The organism is Treponema putidum (assembly GCF_024401155.1).
In the GTDB taxonomy this organism is placed as follows: domain Bacteria; phylum Spirochaetota; class Spirochaetia; order Treponematales; family Treponemataceae; genus Treponema_B; species Treponema_B putidum.
Genome location: NZ_CP038804.1, coordinates 842,001 through 862,616 on the forward strand (window position 1 = coordinate 842,001; position 20,616 = coordinate 862,616).

20 protein-coding genes are annotated in these 20,616 nt (G+C 32.2%); 19 read left to right on the forward strand and 1 reads right to left on the reverse strand.

The genetic code is table 11. The features are described 5' to 3' along the window. Positions 1-488 precede the first annotated feature (488 nt). The 17 genes from E4N74_RS03970 (at position 489) to E4N74_RS04050 (ending at position 14,802) form a co-directional block, all read left to right on the forward strand. Entirely contained in the window at positions 489-722 is a 234-nt protein-coding gene (locus E4N74_RS03970; protein WP_255818995.1) for an AbrB/MazE/SpoVT family DNA-binding domain-containing protein, read from the forward strand. Further along, on the forward strand, positions 716-1,054 hold the full coding sequence (gene mazF, locus E4N74_RS03975) for an endoribonuclease MazF (protein ID WP_255806270.1): 339 nt from the start codon (positions 716-718) through the stop codon (positions 1,052-1,054). Before E4N74_RS03970 ends, mazF begins: the two co-directional genes overlap by 7 nt. A gap of 160 nt (positions 1,055-1,214) precedes the next feature. Continuing rightward, positions 1,215-1,913, forward strand: coding sequence for a hypothetical protein (locus E4N74_RS03980; RefSeq protein WP_010690396.1), 699 nt, complete (start codon positions 1,215-1,217; stop codon positions 1,911-1,913). Between the two features lie 388 nt (positions 1,914-2,301). Continuing rightward, on the forward strand, positions 2,302-2,874 hold the full coding sequence (locus E4N74_RS03985; RefSeq protein WP_049992339.1) for a hypothetical protein: 573 nt from the start codon (positions 2,302-2,304) through the stop codon (positions 2,872-2,874). A gap of 434 nt (positions 2,875-3,308) precedes the next feature. Then, positions 3,309-4,151, forward strand: coding sequence for an AraC family transcriptional regulator (locus tag E4N74_RS03990; protein WP_255818997.1), 843 nt, complete (start codon positions 3,309-3,311; stop codon positions 4,149-4,151). 448 nt (positions 4,152-4,599) lie between these two features. Then, positions 4,600-7,158 carry an AAA family ATPase gene (locus tag E4N74_RS03995; RefSeq protein WP_255818998.1) on the forward strand — a complete coding sequence of 853 codons (2,559 nt, stop codon included), beginning with the start codon at positions 4,600-4,602 and terminating at the stop codon, positions 7,156-7,158. A 117-nt stretch (positions 7,159-7,275) separates the two neighbouring features. Next, positions 7,276-8,265: a M20/M25/M40 family metallo-hydrolase gene (locus tag E4N74_RS04000; RefSeq protein ID WP_255818999.1), complete on the forward strand. Its 990-nt coding sequence runs from the start codon at positions 7,276-7,278 to the stop codon at positions 8,263-8,265. A gap of 585 nt (positions 8,266-8,850) precedes the next feature. Continuing rightward, complete coding sequence (locus tag E4N74_RS04005; RefSeq protein ID WP_255819000.1) at positions 8,851-9,183, forward strand: helix-turn-helix domain-containing protein; 333 nt, start codon at positions 8,851-8,853, stop codon at positions 9,181-9,183. A 65-nt stretch (positions 9,184-9,248) separates the two neighbouring features. Next, positions 9,249-9,887 (forward strand): hypothetical protein, encoded by a 639-nt coding sequence (locus E4N74_RS04010; protein WP_253689535.1) that lies wholly within the window; start codon positions 9,249-9,251, stop codon positions 9,885-9,887. Between the two features lie 374 nt (positions 9,888-10,261). After that, on the forward strand, positions 10,262-10,522 hold the full coding sequence (locus tag E4N74_RS04015) for a type II toxin-antitoxin system RelB/DinJ family antitoxin (protein ID WP_255806275.1): 261 nt from the start codon (positions 10,262-10,264) through the stop codon (positions 10,520-10,522). Continuing rightward, positions 10,522-10,788, forward strand: a complete 267-nt coding sequence (locus E4N74_RS04020) for a Txe/YoeB family addiction module toxin (RefSeq protein WP_255806276.1) — start codon at positions 10,522-10,524, stop codon at positions 10,786-10,788. The genes E4N74_RS04015 and E4N74_RS04020 overlap by 1 nt, the downstream gene beginning before the upstream one ends. 104 nt (positions 10,789-10,892) lie before the next feature. Then, the gene (locus tag E4N74_RS04025) at positions 10,893-11,609 is read left to right on the forward strand and encodes a hypothetical protein (RefSeq protein WP_255819003.1); all 717 of its coding nucleotides are present in this window, start codon (positions 10,893-10,895) and stop codon (positions 11,607-11,609) included. A 269-nt stretch (positions 11,610-11,878) separates the two neighbouring features. Further along, positions 11,879-12,187, forward strand: coding sequence for a nucleotidyltransferase family protein (locus E4N74_RS04030; RefSeq protein ID WP_255806249.1), 309 nt, complete (start codon positions 11,879-11,881; stop codon positions 12,185-12,187). Continuing rightward, on the forward strand, positions 12,171-12,521 hold the full coding sequence (locus tag E4N74_RS04035; protein ID WP_255819005.1) for a HepT-like ribonuclease domain-containing protein: 351 nt from the start codon (positions 12,171-12,173) through the stop codon (positions 12,519-12,521). The genes E4N74_RS04030 and E4N74_RS04035 overlap by 17 nt, the downstream gene beginning before the upstream one ends. Further along, positions 12,511-13,170 (forward strand): DinB family protein, encoded by a 660-nt coding sequence (locus E4N74_RS04040; RefSeq protein ID WP_255806272.1) that lies wholly within the window; start codon positions 12,511-12,513, stop codon positions 13,168-13,170. Before E4N74_RS04035 ends, E4N74_RS04040 begins: the two co-directional genes overlap by 11 nt. 166 nt (positions 13,171-13,336) lie before the next feature. After that, on the forward strand, positions 13,337-13,591 hold the full coding sequence (locus tag E4N74_RS04045; protein ID WP_044978220.1) for a hypothetical protein: 255 nt from the start codon (positions 13,337-13,339) through the stop codon (positions 13,589-13,591). A 626-nt stretch (positions 13,592-14,217) separates the two neighbouring features. After that, positions 14,218-14,802, forward strand: coding sequence for a hypothetical protein (locus E4N74_RS04050; protein ID WP_255819006.1), 585 nt, complete (start codon positions 14,218-14,220; stop codon positions 14,800-14,802). Positions 14,803-16,177: 1,375 nt separating this feature from the next. On the opposite strand, the gene E4N74_RS04055 is transcribed toward E4N74_RS04050, so the two are convergent. Beyond that, positions 16,178-18,034 carry an IdeS/Mac family cysteine endopeptidase gene (locus tag E4N74_RS04055; RefSeq protein WP_255819007.1) on the reverse strand — a complete coding sequence of 619 codons (1,857 nt, stop codon included), beginning with the start codon at positions 18,032-18,034 and terminating at the stop codon, positions 16,178-16,180. Between the two features lie 1,091 nt (positions 18,035-19,125). On the opposite strand from E4N74_RS04055, the gene E4N74_RS04060 reads away from it, so the two are divergent. After that, a complete protein-coding gene (locus E4N74_RS04060) occupies positions 19,126-19,443 on the forward strand; it encodes a hypothetical protein (protein WP_255819008.1) in 318 nt (105 codons plus the stop codon). 174 nt (positions 19,444-19,617) lie between these two features. Beyond that, on the forward strand, positions 19,618-20,547 hold the full coding sequence (locus E4N74_RS04065) for a hypothetical protein (protein WP_255819010.1): 930 nt from the start codon (positions 19,618-19,620) through the stop codon (positions 20,545-20,547). Positions 20,548-20,616 lie beyond the last annotated feature (69 nt).

Consider the following 20,616-nt stretch of genomic DNA (forward strand, 5'->3'; position numbering starts at 1 on the left):
TGTTATGAAGAATGAAGCATAACACCCGCTTCAACCTGACATTGCGGGCAGCCGCAAATGCAGGTTAAGCGAATGTTATGTGGACTGCCCTTCGGGCAGCTTGAGGTAAAAATGAAGAAATATATTCCCAGTTAATAAGTCTATTTATCCTATGTAGTTGCCAAAGTACAGGATTTCTAATCGCTAAAGCAAAGGTTACAGTGATAAATGGAGTATATCCCTTCTGAACAATATATTGAATTGACTTAGATTACTTGTGATAATACAGAAGATAATTGGTGCTGATGGAATAGTAATCTTATGAAAATCTGCATTCGGAGGGGAAGGATAATTGGTTATATGTATTATATAGCAGCTGAAGAATATGGCATGAAAGTCATAGTTTTCAAATATGAACGATTTAGGCAGTGGAGCAAGCCCGCTTTTTTGAAAAAAATCCTTGACAAAAAACTATACAATGTATATACTAAAAATAATGGAGGTTGATTATGCAGGTTGTAGTTCAGAAATGGGGTAATAGTCTCGGGTTTAGAATACCCTCTCTTTGGGCAAAAGATAATAATGTAAAGAATGGAAGCAAAATAGAAGTAATCGCAGAAAAAGGAAAAATAGTAATTCTTCCTCAGGAAAAAACCCTTGATGATATGCTGGCAATGGTTACTTCTGAAAAAGTTCATTCGGAAATCTCTACAGGTTATTCAGTAGGTAACGAAGAATGGTGAATTCAAATTATGTTCCCGATAGAGGCGATTTAGTTTGGCTTGATTTTACCCCGCAAGAAGGACATGAGCAGAAAGGTCGTCGTCCTGCAATTTGCATTTCTCAAAAACGATACAATCAAAAAGTCGGACTTGCTTTATTTTGTCCTATTACAAGCCATATAAAAGGCTATCCTTTTGAAATTGTATTGGATAATCATTCGATAAATGGCTGTATTCTTAGCGACCAAGTAAAGAACCTTGATTATAAAAAAAGAAGTTGTGATTTTATAGAAAAAACAACAGAAGAAGAGATAAATGCTGTTGTAGATAATATAAAGTTGTTGATTGAGTAATCACATAACACCCGCTTCAACCTGACATTGCGGACGAGCCGCAAATGCAGGTTAAGCGGCAGTTAGGTTGACAAGCTAACCGCTTGCGGAAAGGTTTGTGCGGAACCGGCCTATAACATTTATTTCGATCTAAAAATAAATTTATAGGAGAGCGTAAAGGATGAGTAAAAATCCAAAAGTAAAAATTGAGCTTGAAAAAGCAGGTTGTGAAACTATCAGTATTGAGTGTTCACAAAAAGTAAAATTAACCGTATTGCAGACTTTGATTGAGTTGCGATATGGTTTACCGCCTTTGAATATCAAACCTATTGATAAAAAAGGTTTGGGGATATTGCTTGGAGCATTTGCCTTAATTTTTGTTGTTAATGCATTTGCATTTAGTTTTTATGGATTAATAGCTACATTAGGTATTATAGTGTTAAATTTAGTGATAACACAAAATTATTATGTAAACTATATCCAGAAAAAATTAAAAGAAGGTTATGAAGTCGTAGGGGATGACAGTAAAAAGATAGTAGAAGAAGCGGGTGTTACGCCTATTCCTAGTGATGAGAAATTAAAAAAGAAGAAAATATTTTATTACATATTTTCCGCTGTGATAGCACTATTTTTTATATTGTCATTTATTTTAGGAGTACAAAATGATATAGAGGAATCAGCGCGACCAATTGTTACTACAATTATACAAGAGCAACTATTTGCGACAGATATAGAATGTGAAAAGGTAACAATAGATGAAATTGTATCTGATGGATTTTATAAAGCCACAGCAATATTGAATAATGGAGCGGAAATAAAAATAACGATAAAAGAGATGTCTGATGGGCAAATTAAGGTTGTAATACCATATAATCAGTAGAGTGCAGAAGCAAGATTAGTCTAATATTGATATTATATGTTGAAATATTGGACTAATTTAGAAAAATGCTTTATAGTTATTCTATTGGTAAGTAAAAAAGAAAACCTAACACCCGCTTCAACCTGACATTGCGGACAAGCCGCAAATGCAGGTTAAGCGGCAGTTAGCTTGACGCACTATCGTGCGCTTTTTTATAAAATATAATTTATATCAATTGTTTATATGATGTTAGTAAACAAGGTTATTCCAGAACAAAATATATCGACAATAATTATTGGGTGTTCCTGAAATAGATGTTGATATATATTGGATTAAATATTAATTTAAGAATAATGTTAGGAAAAACTTAAGCTAATGTTAGAATGATGGCTTCGGTGTAGGAGTACAAATGCCAGAAAAATATGCACACATATTAATTGCAAAAAAATATCTTTATGGAATGGAATTGAATTTGTTAGATATTTCTGATTTTTTTCTTGGTTCAATTTATCCTGATTTATTCAATATTACTAATAAAGATGTTTTCTACACAAGTCATTTTATAAAAGAAGGTAAGGGATTCCAGTTATCATTATTGAATGAATTTTGTATTAATAATTATTCAAAATTTTCTAAGTATTTTTTTGAAGGAGTAAGGCTGCATATATTCTCAGACTTATATGTAAAGAAAACAATCGATGAATACTATTCATTTTTTAAGGATACAATTAATTATTCTGATTCTGATTTAGTGGATCAATTAATAAGATACAATAAATCACAGATAATATCTGAATTAAAAATATTAAAAGAAAATAAAGTCTACTTAAATGATTTACAAGAAAATTTTGATAATATATTTATTGCTGATGAAACAAATAATAAATCATTTTTAAATGTAGATGAGGAAAAATATAATAATTATTTAGAAAAAATGATTTCTGAGTATAAAATAAAGCAATTTGAAGAATTTGATGTTTAAGCTAACACCCGCTTCAACGCTGACAACAAGGACAAGCCTTGTTGCAGGTTAAGCGGATGTTAGACCGATGCCTTACGGCACGATAAACTGTAACTTTGAAAAAATAGAATATATTTTTTATAAATTAAAGCTTAAAAAGCAAATTAATAGCTTATTTTTTTGAATAAAGTTATGTTCTATTATAATATTTACTTGATTAAGGAGAATAAAACTTTTATTTTACAATTTTAGAACTTGTTAAGTAAATCAATAAAATAAAAGGCTTTCAGACGGTCATAGTGATTATACTAATTAATTCGTTAAGGAAAATTACAGTTTTAAAGTTTTTTTCTTAGAATTTTAGAACTCATTTGATCCTATAAAATTTGTACAAAAAATATCGGGACGATAAGATATCTTTTTTATATAATTTCTATAATAATACAGGAGAAAGGATGAACAGTATTCAATCATTTAACAGGACGATAGACTACATCGAAAATACACTCGACAATGAACTTGATGAAAAAGAAATTGCGCATCTTTCTCATTATTCGTACCCGTTGTTCAGCAGAATATTTTCAATACTGGTTGGTTATCCTTTAACTGAGTATATCCGATTGCGGAAGCTGAGCCGTGCTGCTGTGGATTTAAGAAATGGTAATGAAAAGGTGATAGATATCGCTTTGAAGTATGGCTATGAATCGCCAGATTCTTTTGCTGCCGTTTTTAAAAAATTTCACGGTGCAAGTCCGAGCGAAGTACGGAACGGAAAAGGCTTTAAATCATTTTCTCCTGTAAAATTATCTTTAACCGTTAATGGAGGAAAAACTATGGAAATTAGAATTGAAAAGAAAAAAGCGTTTTCGATTGCAGGCTTATGCATTCAGTCTAATCAAACAACCGATTTCTCGAAAGTGTGGAATGATTTATTTGATAAGGCTTCGCATGAGGAACTTATTACTGTGGGAAACGGGCAAAGCTACGGCGCATGTTATGACGTGAAAGATTGCAATTCCTTTAATTACATGGCGGGCTACGATTGCACCGACGAACAAAAAGCAGAAACACTTGGGTTATCCGTTATGCACATTCCCGAAGCGGAATACGCTGTAGTGCAATTAAAAGGTGCAGTGCCTGACTGTATTCATCAAGGCTGGAAATATGTTATGGATACTTTCTTCCCTGAACAGGGGTATCGACATGCTGGCACTCCTGATTTTGAAGTTTACAAAGAAGGCGACATGTATGATAAAAACTACAGAATGGAATTGTGGGTGCCGATTACAAAAGAGTAATTGTGCATATATTATTGACTTATAATTAGATAAGGCGACGGCAGCGGGAAAATAACCCCGCTGTTTGTAAAAAAAAATGACAATTAAAGAAATAACTGTGAAAATATTATGAATTATTTTATTCTTATGTAGATGAAAAACTGGAGGTATATTCTTTTAATGAATATATTGCAGATAATAAAAAGTTTACAGAGACTGTAAAAGAATTAGGAGTGTAGTATCAAAATAGTGATATAATAACTTCATCTTAGAAGCTAATGAAATAAAATAATAGATAAAAGTGTCTAACACCCGCTTCAACGCTGACATTGCCTTTGTCATGGAAATTGCTTATGTCGCTGCGCCGCTAAAGCGGCTCCGCTTCTGTTATGCAATTTCCACGCCAAGCCCTATACGGGCACGGCAATGCAGGTTAAGCGGTAGTTAGGTGTATATAAAGGAGTAAATTATGACATCAGCAACAAAAAACAAAAAAGAAATTATTGATTTCCTTTGGGACTGGGCGGACAATTCTGATTGGGCTAAGTTATTGGTACATAAAGTCGTCAGCACTGAAAGCAGTTTACTTAAATCTGATAGAGAAGAAATATTTAAATATTTCTTGCATAAAATTGGATTGATAAAAGAGTTGCCTCCTCTAACAATCACAAAACCAAGTTATTCACCTGCTTCAAAAAAAATTGAGCTATCTGCACTTTCAGAAGTCACTGGTGTTAATAAACTGGCAAAGAAACAGACAATAACATTTGCACCAAACCTTACTGTCATTTATGGTGAAAACGGAACAGGTAAAACCGGATATGGAAGAATCCTAAAAGCTCTTGGATTTAGTTATGATCAAAATAACACCATCTTATCAAATATTTTCAAAGGAACAGAACCTCAATCTGCTAAAATTGTTTTTGAAGCGAATGGTAGCCCCGAAACATTTGTTTGGACAGGAAAAAACAGAAATGAAGATCTAGCAAGCATCTCGGTTTTTAACAATAACTGTGTTCAAATCAGTCTCGATGGCAGTCGTCAACTGATTGTGTCACCTATAGGTTTTCATTTATTTGATCTCGTTTCTTCAGAGCTAAGTGCTTTAGACGCTCTATTTCAAGATAAAAAAAATGAATATCCAGTTCAAGTTTCGTGGTTAGAAAATCTAAATTTAAATACCCCGCAACAGGTATTCATCAGTAATCTATCAAAAGACTCCGATGACCAAAAACTAACTGAGCTTTCGACCTTTGGCAAAGAACAAGCAAAAGAACTTCAGGTAAAAGAATTGGATTTATCAAATCTAAATAAAATATTACTGCAAAATGAGATTCGAGCATTAAACTATCAATGCTCAGAGCTGAACACAATTACTGAAAGAGTAGAACAAGCAAAAAAGGTCTTGAATGCTGATGTATGGAACCAACTAAAGCAGATTAATCAATCCATTGCTGAATTAGAAAAAAATACTCAAAAAGGCATTAGTGAGATTGCCTTATCAAAAGGCATTGAGTTCTATGAAACAAACGAGTTTAAAACCTTTTTAAGTTCAGCAGAAGCTTATATCAAAAAAATGGCTAAGCCCAATTATCCGCAAAATGAAGATGTGTGTATTTATTGCAGACAACCTCTTGAAGTTGATGCAAGAGAGTTATTAGAAAGTTATCGTAAACTACTGAATGACAAAACAGAAGAAAATTTAGCTAAACTTATAAAGTCTAAACATGATTTGATTAATTCCGTAAATGATATAGATACATCATTAAAGCTAAGCTATCCAAGCTTCGGAAGTGATGATAAAGATAATCCAATCCAACCAGAAGAATTGACTGCATATAATAGAGAGTTAGAAATTCTAAAGAAAAAAATTATTAATGATGAAATTTCAGAGGACTTGGTCTTTAATTTGAAATATGATGATTTTAAAACATTTATTTCTAATAAAGCAATACAACTTCAAGATTCTTTAAGCAAGAAAAACGAGTTATTAACAAATATCGAAACCAAAGAGAAAGAATTAAAAAAAGTTATAGCTGAATTGAAAGACCGTAAATATCTTTCTGAAAAAATTGATGAAATCAGGGATATAATTGTTAATCACAAAATATTGGCTATTCTAAATAAACACTCCAATTCCTTTTCTACAAGTTCAATCAGTAGGAAAACATCACAGGCTAGGGAAGAGCTGATAAGTCAGGATTTTAATAATATATTTCAAAAAGAATTAATGGCTCTTAGAAAATCAGAAATGCCAATAGAGTTAAGCTTTGGTACTGATAAGGGAAAGACAAAAATTAATCATAAAATCAGTAATCATCAATTATTGGAAATCCTGAGTGAAGGAGAGCAAAAAAGTATTGCATTAGCAGAATTTCTAACCGAATTGCAATTAGATACCATCAATGCCCCTGTAATTTTTGATGACCCTGTTAACAGTCTGGATCATAAGATAATCGATTCATTTGCAAAACGGGTTATACGCTTAAGCGAGCAAAGACAGGTTGTGGTTTTTACTCACAGCGTTTTACTTTTCAATAGTCTTCTTTACTCCAGCAATCAGCCAAGTTTCAAACACTTGAGTTATAAGTTTTACAATTCTCAGAAAGAGTATGATTTTGTGGGTGTAATTACTGAAGCTGAAGAAGAGAAAAATAAGGTAAAGCAGAATATCAGTAAAATTAATACATTAATCAATAGCAAACCCAAAGGCAGATCAGAAGCAGAAGTTGTAAAGGAAGGCTTTGGTGAGCTTAGAAGTGCTATAGAACTTTGTATTGAGCATGAAATCTTTAATGGTACTATCCAGAGATATCAAAAGCATGTTTCACTTGGTAAGTTTATTCAGGTCAATGCTGAGAGCTTAGGTAAATATAAAGCTAGTCTTAACGATATTTATGAGCGATGTTGCGGCTTTATTAATGCGCATAGCAATCCTGAACTCGTTCATAACGATCCAACCATTGACGACCTAAGAGCTGATTTTGAGGAATTTAAAAAAATAAGATCGGAGTTTATTAAGAGCTAGAAGAAGAATTTAGAAATAAAACCTAACACTCGCTTCAACCTGACATTGCGGACGAGCCGCAAATGCAGGTTAAGCGAATGTTAGATGGACGCTTCGCGCTGAAATATGGAGAGATGTATGGTAAAACCAACAGTTACTGAATTGTTACTCGATCTTACACGGATTGATAGTCCTAGCGGTAACGAGACAGCTTTTTTTGATTATGTGGAATATATATTACGTTCAATGAAGTTCGAAATTCAGTACGATTACTATGGTAATATGATTGCATATAGAAATATCCGTTCATATAAAAAACCGATACTATTCGCTTTTCATGGTGATAAGGTTTCTACAGGGGAACCGATAAAAGGAATGATCAAAGGCGGTTTTGTTATATCAGATGGTAAAAATTCAATAGGAGCAGATAATAAAGCTTCATTAGCTTGTCTCATTCATGTTTTAAAAAACAGGAATGACGAAGAACCGATAGAAATATTGCTTACAAGAATGGAAGAAGAGGGATTCATAGGGGCAAGAAATCTTGATAGGACAATGATTAAAGCAGAAATTGGAATAACAATGGATGGAGGCTCGATAGGAGAAATTACTATTGGTTCTAAATATTGGACAAATATATTGTTGAAATCAAAAAAAGATATTAAAGATATTGAAAGATGGCTTAAAAAGCGTGCAACAAAAAGTGATTGGGGTATTACTGTTAAAAGTTATAATAATAACGCCTACAATTTTTCATTAAGCATACTTACTCCGGAAAGCAATATTGATGAGTTTATAAAGGAAACCTGCAAAATACTTGGACCAGACAAAATAAAAGTTATGAGACAATGTCCAGGATTTGATGTTACCAACAATGAAAAATTTATCACATTTGTAAAAGATAGCATAAAAGAAACAGGGATAGAACCAAAACTAATCTTTGATGACATAGCTCCTGAAGTATGTGTATTAAATTCGAAAGGAATCCAATGTGTAAATATCGGTGATGGTGTTATGGATGAGCATGAAGTATATGAAAGGGTTTTGATATCTGATCTAGAAAAAAATGTGGCAATTATTAATAAGATACTAGATAATTATCTTCATCTAACACCCGCTTCAACCTGACATTTGTTTTGGCACGAAAGTTGCTGGATGCAGTCGCTGCTAACGCAGCACTTTTTTTAATACAACTTTCGCGCCAACTTTGCCTTACGCTTTGCGTCGGTAAAGGCACAAATGCAGGTTAAGCGGCAGTTAGCTGGACGGCTCTAATAGAGCCGCATTTTTATATAGAATTTTAAAATAAAATCAGAGCAGAGAAAACAATTTTTGTCCTTTTTACATATTTTAATGTTGAAAATATGTAAAAAATATTAGAAAACGCCCTGTTTTTTCTAAAAGCATCATAAAATGTAATTCGATTGCGGCATCATTTTTCAAAAATTGATTTCCGTGAAATCAGGAAAGTTTGACAATTTTAAAATAAAGGCTTGACGCACTATTAGATAGGGTTTACCATTAAAGCATGACGAGAGAATTTATCATTACAAAAGAATTCGATCGTATGTGGAAACTGATCGGGTTAGATGATAATGATTTAAGTTCTTTTTGTTTTTCCTAAGAATTTAAAAGAAAATCTCAGTAAAGAAGAAAGAAATCAGATGAAGAATTTAGTAACTGCTATACGGAATGCGGAAAAGGATGTAATCCATGGAAGAAATTAATGTGTTTGGAAGTATTATGAGTGGACTTTCAGAAAGTCTTGAGTATGCAAAAGGAAAATCCAATAAAGCTCGGAAAACATCTGTAACTATTGCAGACTTACTTTCATATCATTGTAAAGAAATAAAGCAGATTAGGGAGAATCTAAATCTTTCACAGAAAAATTTTGCTTTTGTGCTTGGAGTATCCCCAAAAAACATAGAGGCTTGGGAGGCAGGAAGAAATGTACCACAGGGTATTGCTCAAAGGTTATTACAGATGCTTCAAGTTGGCGGGAAAAAAATGCTGCAGGATTTTAAGGTAATTGACTTTGCGAGATAGTTTGGTTGTTTTAGAAGTAAGCAGTATCAGCTAAAACTCGCTTTGAGTAGCATAGAAAGGAGAATATGAAACATAATAAAAAAAGCATTACTGGTATAGAAGTAATTAGTCTCATAATATCTATAGTTGCTTTCTTTACGTCTATACTATTCTTTGTTTTACCGCTTACAAAAAGTAAGTTAGTAATTGATAATCCAAGTAATATTTACTTCATGCATTCCAATAGTGATAATTATGATGAAATTATTATACCATTGGTCTTTAGTAACTATGGTTCCTTTGTTCGTTCCATCAACAAAATTGAAGCAACAATAAATTTCAAAGAAAACCTGATACCAATAAGACCTTTTTTTGAATATGATAAAATAAATAGGTTAGCTGAAAAAAACGAATATTCATTATTCTCCTCATTTATAATTAATCCAAATGAAGGAATCAAAAAAAATGTTGGTTTTAAATTTGATATTGTGAATTTTTCAAAGCCTGAGTTAATACCAAATGTTTTTCATTTTGAACCTAATCAAACCTATATTGTTAATATACGACTTTACACTACTCAAAATAGTTTCTTTGGTCAGAAAACTGAAATTATTCAGGCAATTTATGGGTTTGAAACTAAAGAGTTAATCGAACCAAGTGACGTTCTTAATGTATCAAAACAGACTTTTTTTCGAATAAGTGATTCGCATATATTTGATTATTAAAGTTGTCATGTAATATAAAAATCAGCTAACACCGTTTTCAAAGCCGACAACGCAAGTCTTCGCTTGCGTTGCGGTTTAAAACAATGTTAGGCTTACACGCCTTTGGCGTGATAAAGGAAAATATAAAAATGCTAGCTTAGTGAAACGATTTTTGTGATTGTACCGCAAACGACTGTTAAAATTATTAAAAACAAAAAGCTGATATTCGACCTATTAAATAATTAAAATTTATATGTATAGTTCTAAGAAAAATGATGAGAATTAAGTTTTAGAGTGAAAACGATATTAAAAATAATAAATTAAATTTTTTAATAGGTCGGCGATAGTTGATTTTTAAAAGCTAATGTAGTATAATGTAGTAAGAGGCGTTAAGAATGACTACAATATCAGCAAAAATTACACATGATGATAAAATAACTTTTGAGCGGATATGTGATTCTATGGGCATTAATATTTCGTCGGCGATAAACTCTTTTGTAAAGGCTACCATTCGGGAAAATGGACTGCCCTTTGCTTTGAAAGCATCGGAGGATCCGTATGTTTATTCAGAAGAAAATATGAAATATTTGCGTAATAGTATAAATCAGATTGAAAGCGGAAAAGGTCAAATCCATGAATTGAAGGAATCTTGTTGATGGTAAAAGTTTGGTCTAATATTGCATGGAACGATTACTGCGAATTTTTTAATAAACATCAACAAAAATTGATAAAAACTACCCATGATTTAATTAAAGATATTGAAAGAAATGGAGTTGATAAGGGAAAAGGTCAACCTGAACCATTAAAGTATGAGTTATCGGGGTATTGGAGCAGAAGAATAGATATGGCAAACCGACTTGTATATAAAGTTGAAGATAATACATTATATATTGTTCAGTGCGGAACACATTATCATCAATAAGGAAAGAGCCTAACACTCGCTTCAACCTGACATTGCCTTTGCGGCAATGCAGGTTAAGCGAGAAGTTATGGCGACAGCCCTTTGGGCTGCTTTTTAGGAGGAAAATGAAAAAAGTATTTTTGGTATTTTCAGCATTGATTGTCATATCTTTATCGGTTTTTGCGCAAGAAATAAAATTTAGAATCGATGGAAAACTATATAATAAGCAAATATATGACGAAAACAATAATCAGATTACAAATTTTAAGAACTGGGAACTAATTCAAGATTTCTACATTTCTCCTGACAATAAAAAAATGCTTGTTTATCATAGACCTGATAAGGCTAAAGCCTTTCTTATGACATTATATAATCTGGAAACACAGAAAATAATAGCTGAATGTGAGCCTGGATGGGCATGTCATGATGTAAAATGGACAAAGAATTATTTGATTAAAGTTTGGGGCACTTCTGGAGGAGGAATAAGATTTGAATACAGAAGCTACGAAGATCTTTCTATTGTCAGAGTAGTAAACTCATACTATCCATTTGAAGATGTCGAAGACAACATTTTAATTAACACGGACTCTATGATGAAAAAGATTGTATTTTACCATTATTCTGATGGAACTGAAATAAAAACAATTGATTGTATAAAAGAATTAGCAGATAAAAAGATTTATGCTGGTTGGATACAAATCAATGAAGTTAAAAAAGTAGGAAAGCGAAAGTATAAATTTTATATTGAGGGCAATCTAAACATAGAAGGAAGACAAGAAGAGGAATTCCAAACTGTTATCGAGCATGAAATAAAATGTGAACTTCAGGGCGAAGTACGGTAGTGGTAGTATGTGGCTTTACGGTACTTCGGGAATTATAATAATAGAAGCGTAGTTTAAAAAAAATGGAAAGAATATTTCTGAAAGAAAAAAGAAATTGAGAAATCTAATTCTGTAAAAGAAATAGTTTTGCCATAACACCCGCTTCAACCTGACATTGCCTTTGCGGCAATGCAGGTTAAGCGGAAGTTAGATGGACTCGTGCTACTGCACGAGCTGAATTTTTCAGGTATAAATCTAGATTTAATATTAAAAAAAGGTATAATAGAGGTATGAAACCTAAAGAAAAAAAAGAGATTTTTAATTTCTTAGAATATAATAAAAACATTCTCCAGTCCTATGGCGTAAAAAAAATAGGTCTTTTTGGTTCTTATGTACATAATCAACAAAATAAAAATAGCGATATTGATATATTAGTAGAATTTCATGCTAATAAAAAAAATTATAATAACTTTATAAATTTAGTTTATTACTTGGAAGATAATTTGAATACAAAAATAGATTTATTAACCATAGAAAGTTTAAGTCCTTATATTGGTCAGAGAATACTCAATGAGGTTGAATATGTATCGATCAAATGAAGAGTTATTTAAGCATATTTTTGATGAAATTGTTTTTTTGGAATCTGAAACAAGGACCATATCAAAAGAGGCGTTTCTAAAAGATGAAAAAACGCAACGGGCATTTGCACGAAGTATTGAAATTATTGGAGAAGCCGTTAAAAATATTTCAAGTGATGTAATAATTAAATATAAAGAAGTTCCATGGAGAAATATTGCCGGTATGAGAGATAAACTCATTCATGGTTATTTTTCCGTTGATTATGAAATTGTGTGGGATGTTGCAAAAAACATTATTCCTGAATTTAAGAACCAACTGATAAAAATTATGGATACAGAGAAAAATGACAATTAAAGAAATAATAACAGAAATCAATAAAATAGAAATAGATATTGCTGATTTTATAAGTAGTTACAAAAGTGAACAACTTGTCAGTAATTATGATGATTGGAATTATAAAGATGTCATTGCGCATCTTTTGGAATGGATTATGTTTTCAAAAAATAAACTAAACGCTATTGTACATAACCAAGATTTTCAAGAAATAAGTAATATCGGTATATTCAATAAACAAAATTATATAAAAAATAAGAATAAGCATATTACAGAATTACAGAAGAAACTAATCTTTGAACTGAATGAATATAAAAATATTGTGCTATTGTATACAGAAGCGGATTTACAGAGAAAAGATTTGCCAACAGGTTTTTCATTTGAATTATGGCGGTATATGATAATGGATACTATTATACACCCTGTAATGCATTTATTATATTATTTAATTAAAACAAAAAACTATAAGTTATTTTTCAAATTGTGTAAAAAATATAATGACATATTTTATTGTTATGCAAAAGGAAATCTTGAGGTATATTCTTTTTATGAATATATTGAAGATAGTAAGAAATTTATTGAGAATATAAAAGAATTAGGCGAGCAGTATAAAAATGATGATATGATACATGCAGTTTTAAAAGCCAATAAAATAGATGGAAACATCTAACACCCGCTTCAACACTGACATTGCGGACAAGCCGCAAATGCAGGTTAAGCGGCAGTTAGGTTGACCTGCCGACGGCAGGCGAGTAGGGAACCAATCGAAACAGACTTTCGACCGAAAAATAAAATAATTGCAATGAAAAAGGACATTGCGAAAGGATGGTCGAAAGATGAAACAAAAGAGATTAGTTTCAGTGATTGGTGCATTAGTTTTAATAACTAGTGCAGTAGCGTTAATTAGCGGTTGTCAACAGGCGAACGGTAATCAGAATAATACTATCAGTGATTGGAAGCCTGTTTCAAACAAGAGTGATTTAGTGGGAACATGGAAGGCAGACTTTTCAATGTCAGGAGTTGTAGGCTCAAAAATGCTTTTTGTTGCTTCTGATTTTTCGGGTTATTTACAACACGAGGAGGATTATTGAAGCGCAGATGCATCATATGCAGCTTCTGTAGCTGGTGCTGTATCAGAGCTGGAAGATATAGGATTTGATGTTGAACATGATTCCGCGAACAAGACAATCAGTGCAAGACTGAATTTTACACCTGAAGTTTTGGAAGGAATGCTTTCATTTATAAAACTAAATTCATCAAAAACGAAGATGAAATTTACTGCTGGTGAAAATTCAGTAGAATATACAAAGCAATAAGAATCGATTAACCGATACTGATGAATCGCCCCCTAAAATTGTATAAATAGTTCAATTTTAGGGAGTATCAAAAGACAAAAAATAAGATTAATGATAAAATAGTTGCCTTGTATGATGAGGTTATCTAAGAAATAATTGCTAAGAAAATAGTGATGAAGTAAAGAAACATAAAACATAGGATTTATTGTATGAATTTTGAGGGTTGGTATTTTATTATTCTGTATGTACTATACTAAAAATCTAACACGCAGTTCAAGACTGACAAAACCCGCTCTGAAGAGCGGCCGGCTAGACGCCGGTACGTTTTGCAGCTTAACTGCATGTTAGATGGACGCGCTATAGCGCGCTAGGTATGGTTATAATATTATGAAAGTAGTACCGCAATTAATTGGGAGGTATAGATGGTATTGTATCATCTTGGTAAAGGTTTAAATATAGATATGAAGCTCATACCAGACTATAAATCAACTAAGAGTCTTGTCATTCCACTGGTTAAAACTTTAGAAATAAGGGCTGATGTATTTAATGCAACGATGCTAAATGCAAGATATTTTAGAGAAGTAATGAGAAAATCAAATATGAGGGAATGGTCAGATTGTTCAAAATGGGGTACTGAAGCTGTATTTGAATATATAAGAATGACTGAATTTAAAAAGTGTTACAGCCGTATTTTCAGCAATTTTTTTTATGAAAGTATAGATATGTGTAAAGATCTATTTAAAAGAGATTATGAAGAGCCTGGAGATGATGATGGAACAATATTTATTTATGAAATAGATGTTGATGATGAAAACTATCAACGATATGATATGGAAATGTATGATATAGCATATGAAAAGATGGAAAATCTTGAAGATATTGAAATAATAAAAAACATAGCAAGAAGATACTGGAAGGGAGAATGTACACAAAATGCAGTAATTGAATGTTTAAGCGATAAAAAGGCAACAGTAAAACGAGTGATAGACGAACGCCTTCGGATATGAGAAATAAAGGCGTATATAATAGTTTATCTTAATAGTAATGTAATATGTGAAAATTAGAGCATAATGGAACTATGTGATAAAATAATTAGTTATTATGAATATTGTAAGAAAATTATAAAATTATTGTATTAAAAGCATTAAAGCAGCATGGAAATTCAATAGTAGATGTAGATAGAAGTATGAGTGAAGAAATAACTATCAATTTTCTAAAAGAGTATTTTTTATTAAAACAATGGGATTAATTACTGCTAAAGGTAACAATTTGGGTATTAAATTATAACAAAAAAACATCTAACACCCGCTTCAACCTGACATTGCGGACAAGCCGCAAGTGCAGGTTAAGCGGTAGTTAGGTGGATACGTGTTTTCACACGAGCGGAAAAGTTGTAAAATACTATCAACAATATGGAAGACGTGTTGATAATTTAGTGATGTTTTATTTGAATTAGAGACTGCTTGATAATATTTTTATGATTTATCAACTAAATATGGAGCTTGAATGGATAAAAAGAATAGTGTTTTTAAAATTCTGAAAAAAGATTTGATATTATTTTTTATATGTCTCTTTTTGGGCACTATTAGTATTTTTGTGTCAATTGCTCATCGATTCCAAATAGATTCAATTTCATATACTGATCAAAAATGGATTGGAATCGTTTTTTCTATTTTTTTGATTTATATATTATCTATATTAATATTTCTCCCTGTAAGTATTATTTTTCGAACGAAAGATAAAAAATACAAAATATTTTTAGTGGATATAGTGTTATTAGCTTTTTTATGCTTGATATTCATTTTAATTATTTATATTGATTATCCTACATTAGTTTATATGACTTAAAATCTGAGAAAGATAGAGAAATTTTACAGTGAAAATATACCTAACACCCGCTTCAACCTGACATTGCGGGCAAGTCGCAAATGCAGGTTAGGATGTGGTGGGGATGCTTTACGGTACTTGAGGAGGAAAAAGTATAATGGGATTTACACAACCGATTTCAATAAAAAATGCAATTGATATAATTTATGTAAAAAAGTATTTACCATAGACCTAATGGTATTATTATGGCATAAGAATACCATTAAGAGGTACATATGCCACAAATAGTACCAATTCGCGACTAAAAAAATACGAGTGCGATTTTAAATGAAGCGGGAGAGGATAATAAATCCTTTCTATCATTGATATTGACCCAAGTAACTATAATGATAAAACTCTGGGAGTCCATAACGATTTATTTGGCGATAGACAGCATTACATTTATGATTTATAAGAAATTTTAGAATTAAAAGAATGGAAAAAATATTGTCAGATTTCTTCTATGCTTTGTAAAATTTCTACCATATTAAAAGAAAGATAAGTGAAGGCATCTTATCACGGATGCAAATCAAACCATTCTTGCCACAACGCTTCGCCTTTGTCTAGGGTCGTTACTTCACCGACATACCTATCAGTAGCGAATGCATTGTTTGGATAGTTAAAAATGTAAGGAAGACCGTTTCTATAGTAGATTCCGTAAGGAAATACCCTGTTTTCCGTATGATTATTGTCAACAACATAGATTGCAATAATATTTTCCTCTTCATCAAAGACCGCTCCCCAAAGCGTTATTGCATGAGCATAATCTTTTCCGCCCTTTGTGCCACGCATATGTAGCCCGATTGCTTTTTGAGAATTAAGTGCGTCGGTTATTGCCGTTTCAAATTCAACTTTGCCCTTAATAATCTGAGTTTTAATAGGAGTCTTATTTATGTTAAACACATCTTTGAATAAAGCAGGACCTTCATATTCGGGAGTAGTGGGGAGTGATGCACTTGAATTACCGTAGAGATACCATGCAAGTCCACTTATAATATAATCTCCCAGCTGTCCGTTATGTGCCTTTGTCCTAAAAGTTTTTGCTATATAACTTTTCTCCGGTTCTTGACTATCGGGAGAATTCCGGTTGTAGAAATCTTGATACTTATCTTTTTCAGCACCTGTTATATTTTTCTTTGTTATGTAATTGTCTATATTTTCTTTATTCTTTACAAACCACCAATGCAGCATATTGGAAGCAGTTTTAGCCCAGCATTGGTTGCTATCGCCACCGTCAGTAGCAGGTATGTTTAGATAAAATATTTTTCTATTGTTGAACCATTTCGTATTATCATCTTCATACCAGAAGAAAATTTTATCGTCATCCCAATAAAATTTTTTAGCTTGACCGACATGAGGAACCGGAATTGCTGTTTTTTCATCTGCAGTCGGATCATCTATTCCGTGTACCCATTTTATTGTTACGTTCGGGTTCTCGTTCTCTTTCTGAATTACTTTTACTTCGAGTTTTTTTCCGGCAGCATTTTTGATTACTTGATTGGATTCATCCTTGAAGTTAATATAGGCAGTCCGCTTCCATACGGTTTTATTTTGAGCAGCTTTTAGGTGTATTGTATCTTTTTCTACATCTGTAGTGTTGTCTATGTGAAAAACGGTAAGCCAACTACTTTCTTCTCCAACAATTGTAGGCGTATATGAAAGCTTGCCATGGAGCGTTTTTATTTCAAGATTCAGATTTGATTCACCGCTTTCACTCGTCATTTCTTCTACTATCAGTTCAATCGAGGGTCTCTGTTTTATAGTGATAGTAACCGTCGCTGTAATTTCGGGATTGCTTTGGGACTTTACGGTTATGGTAACGGTTCCTTCCGATTGGGCGGTTACTGTACCATCGTAAGCAACATATGCACTATTGTTGTTTGTAGTGTAGGTAAGCTCTTTATTGGTTGCTTCATCGGGTTGTGCTTTTGCTATGATTCTATAGCTTTCACCGATAAATAAAGATGCAGGTGTCGTTCCCTCAATCACAATGCTTGTAACGGGAATCGGTTCCGGCGTAACGGTAACATCAACTGTTTTTTGAACTCCGTTTGTAGCTTTTATCTTGATAGTGGTATGACCTACTGCATTTGCCGTAATCAAACCGTTGTTGTCAACGGATGCGATTGAGTCTGCTTCTGATGCAAAGGTTAGTCTTTTATCTGATGCATTTTCCGGTAGAACGCTCACCTGTAACTGCCGTGTGGTCGATTTCACAAGTGAAACGGTTGAGACATCGGTGCAGATCTCACTTACTTGAATAATTGCAGGAGTATCAGGTTTAGTCTTCAGGTTGGGAGCGAGTTCACTATCACATGATATAACTAAAAAAACGGCAAGTACCGCAAAAATTTTCATGCTGATTTTTTCCATAATATTGTAACCTCCAATACATTTACAGTATACATTTTTTTGAAGCTAAAGTCAAGAAAATTTTACTTGTGGTTATTGTGGTGGTATTGGCTTTATGATTGCCTTTGAGCTTACTGACGGGCGTACCTATACCTGTTTTTCGCCTAAAGGCTTAAAACTGTTGAGCTTCGCGGAGCTTTGGCTATCGCTTCCGGTAGTAATATACCGAAACTACGGTGTGTTCGTGTATTGCAATTTGGATTTTGGAAAATGCAAGTCGTACCGCTCCAATCTCTCGTGCAGCCATTTCCTGTAGCATATTTGTTTTATATGTCATTTTAAATTTGATGAAGATAGCTATAATCTGCTTCGGCGGGGTGATGTTATAGGTATAATATTGTAGAAAGTATATTATAAATTTTTTTTGGTAGATTAGGTTGATAGTATGGGAGCACACTTTTTGTAATATTGTAGAATTCGAAATCGATGGAAACTATGAACTTTTAAATGCAGATATTGCATGTGATTATTTCGCAAAATTTCAAAGTGTAATTGGAAATGGAAAACTGATACTTGTATGTGACTACGAAGAAAAGATAAAAGGACTTAATATACTAATGAAACAATCTACTGGCAGAGATAACTGAAATTACGAAAGCAAGATGATTGATGGTGTTGCAGTTTTTAAGCTTGAAGTAGAAAAACTATCTTGTAAGGCAAAATAGGTTTATCAGTTTAAAGTATAGTAAAAAAATGAATTTTTATCAATATTTTCACAATGATAAGTATTGTTTTGGAGAGTTAAATGTATTATCCATTGCTGATGAATATAAATCAGATTCTGAAAAACTTGTAAATACTTTTGTTTATGATGATGGTATTGTTCGAGGCTTTATAAGGATAAAAGAAATATTTATTCTTATATAAAAGATAAATAATCATAATGGAATAAATTTTATAATATTTAATTTATTGTGATAATAAAATCATTTGACAAGAAATAATTTTTGTATTACATTGTATACATGATAAAATATTCAGATGAGATATTAAAATAAATAAAAAAGGGGCTTATACCAAAAGAGATTTTTGTTCATTTTAATAATGCGTTTATGTCATTGGATTTAACAAAAGATTTGAATCTGTTTGACATTAAGCAACTGAAAGTATCCGGAGAAAAAACAAAAATTTACTACAGGCTTAGAAAAGGGAGGTTTCGTTCTATTTTTTATTTAGAAGAGGAAAACATTGTGAAGTATTTATCTTCATATTTTTGTGAAGAAAAATCGTCTGAAGAAAAATCGTCTCTTGTAAAGAGGGTATTGACAGAAATGTATGAAGATATAATCGATAGAAAAATTATAGATAAATTTGAAAACGAAAAGCATACATTTATAACAGCGGATGATATTTTGAAAGAATTCACCTAACCCCCGCTTCAACCTGACATTTGTTTTGACACGAAAGTTGCTTAAGGCGGTCGCCTACGGCTCCCTTTTGATGCAACTTTCGCGCCAACTTTGCCTCGCTATACGCGTCGGCAAAGCCGCAAATGCAGGTTAAGTGAATGTTAGAACGACACCTAACGGTGCGAGGAGAAAAGAATGAGAAAAGTAGTATTGGTGATTGTTTTATTTTTTTCAGTTAATTGCCTGTTTTCTGAAGAGAATAAATATTTTTTTTATATTCCGTCAACTGAAGAAATGCAGAGTTATTTTAGTATGAAGAATTACCTTTCACAATGGGATGCCGGCAAACGTGTAGTAGATGATTTAACTTTCGATAAAATATATCGAAATAATATTGGAAAAGAAACGATAAATAGTCTACTACTTGAAAGTTTTTTTAGAAATACACGAAATGCCAAGATACAACAGCAATTAAAACAATATATAAAATCCAATAAAATTGACTCATCATTTTCAAAGGCAATAGTAAAAAAAATTGATTCAAAATTAGAAAAAGAAAAGACATCAGAAAAAGAAGTATGGAGGTATAATTATGATGATAAGGAATTTGATGAGAATATAAATTTATTCAATTTTAGAGAAGCAGGTGTGTTTAATAATAAACTCGGTATGCTGCTCTTTGATAATGATTGGAATCAAATTTCTTTTAGTCAAAAAGAAAAGACTTCCGAAGATAAATTTTTTCTGATTTACGGCGGTGGTACAAATTCAATAACAATTAATTTCTATGAAAAAAATGGAGTAAAGAGAGAAGATTTGGATGTTGCGATGAACCAAAGATATTATAAAAACAGACATCCAAATAATTGGCAGTCAATAGAGTTGGAGCGTGAAGGAATTTTATGGAATTGTGGAGCCGATAAATATATTATTGCTTTCGGCAGTGACCTGGAAAGTAATTCAGCAACCTTTAATGCATATCTTTATGATGAAAAAGAAAAAAGATTATATTTGATGAGTACATCAATGAATTTTTCAAAGATCAATATGTTTTATTCTGAAAGATATAGAATATATAATTATTTACTTTTCAATTCGTTGTTTTGTTTTATAAATAAAAAATAATCACTTCTAACACCCGCTTCAACCTGACATTGCGGACAAGCCGCAAATGCAGGTCAAGCGGATGTTAGA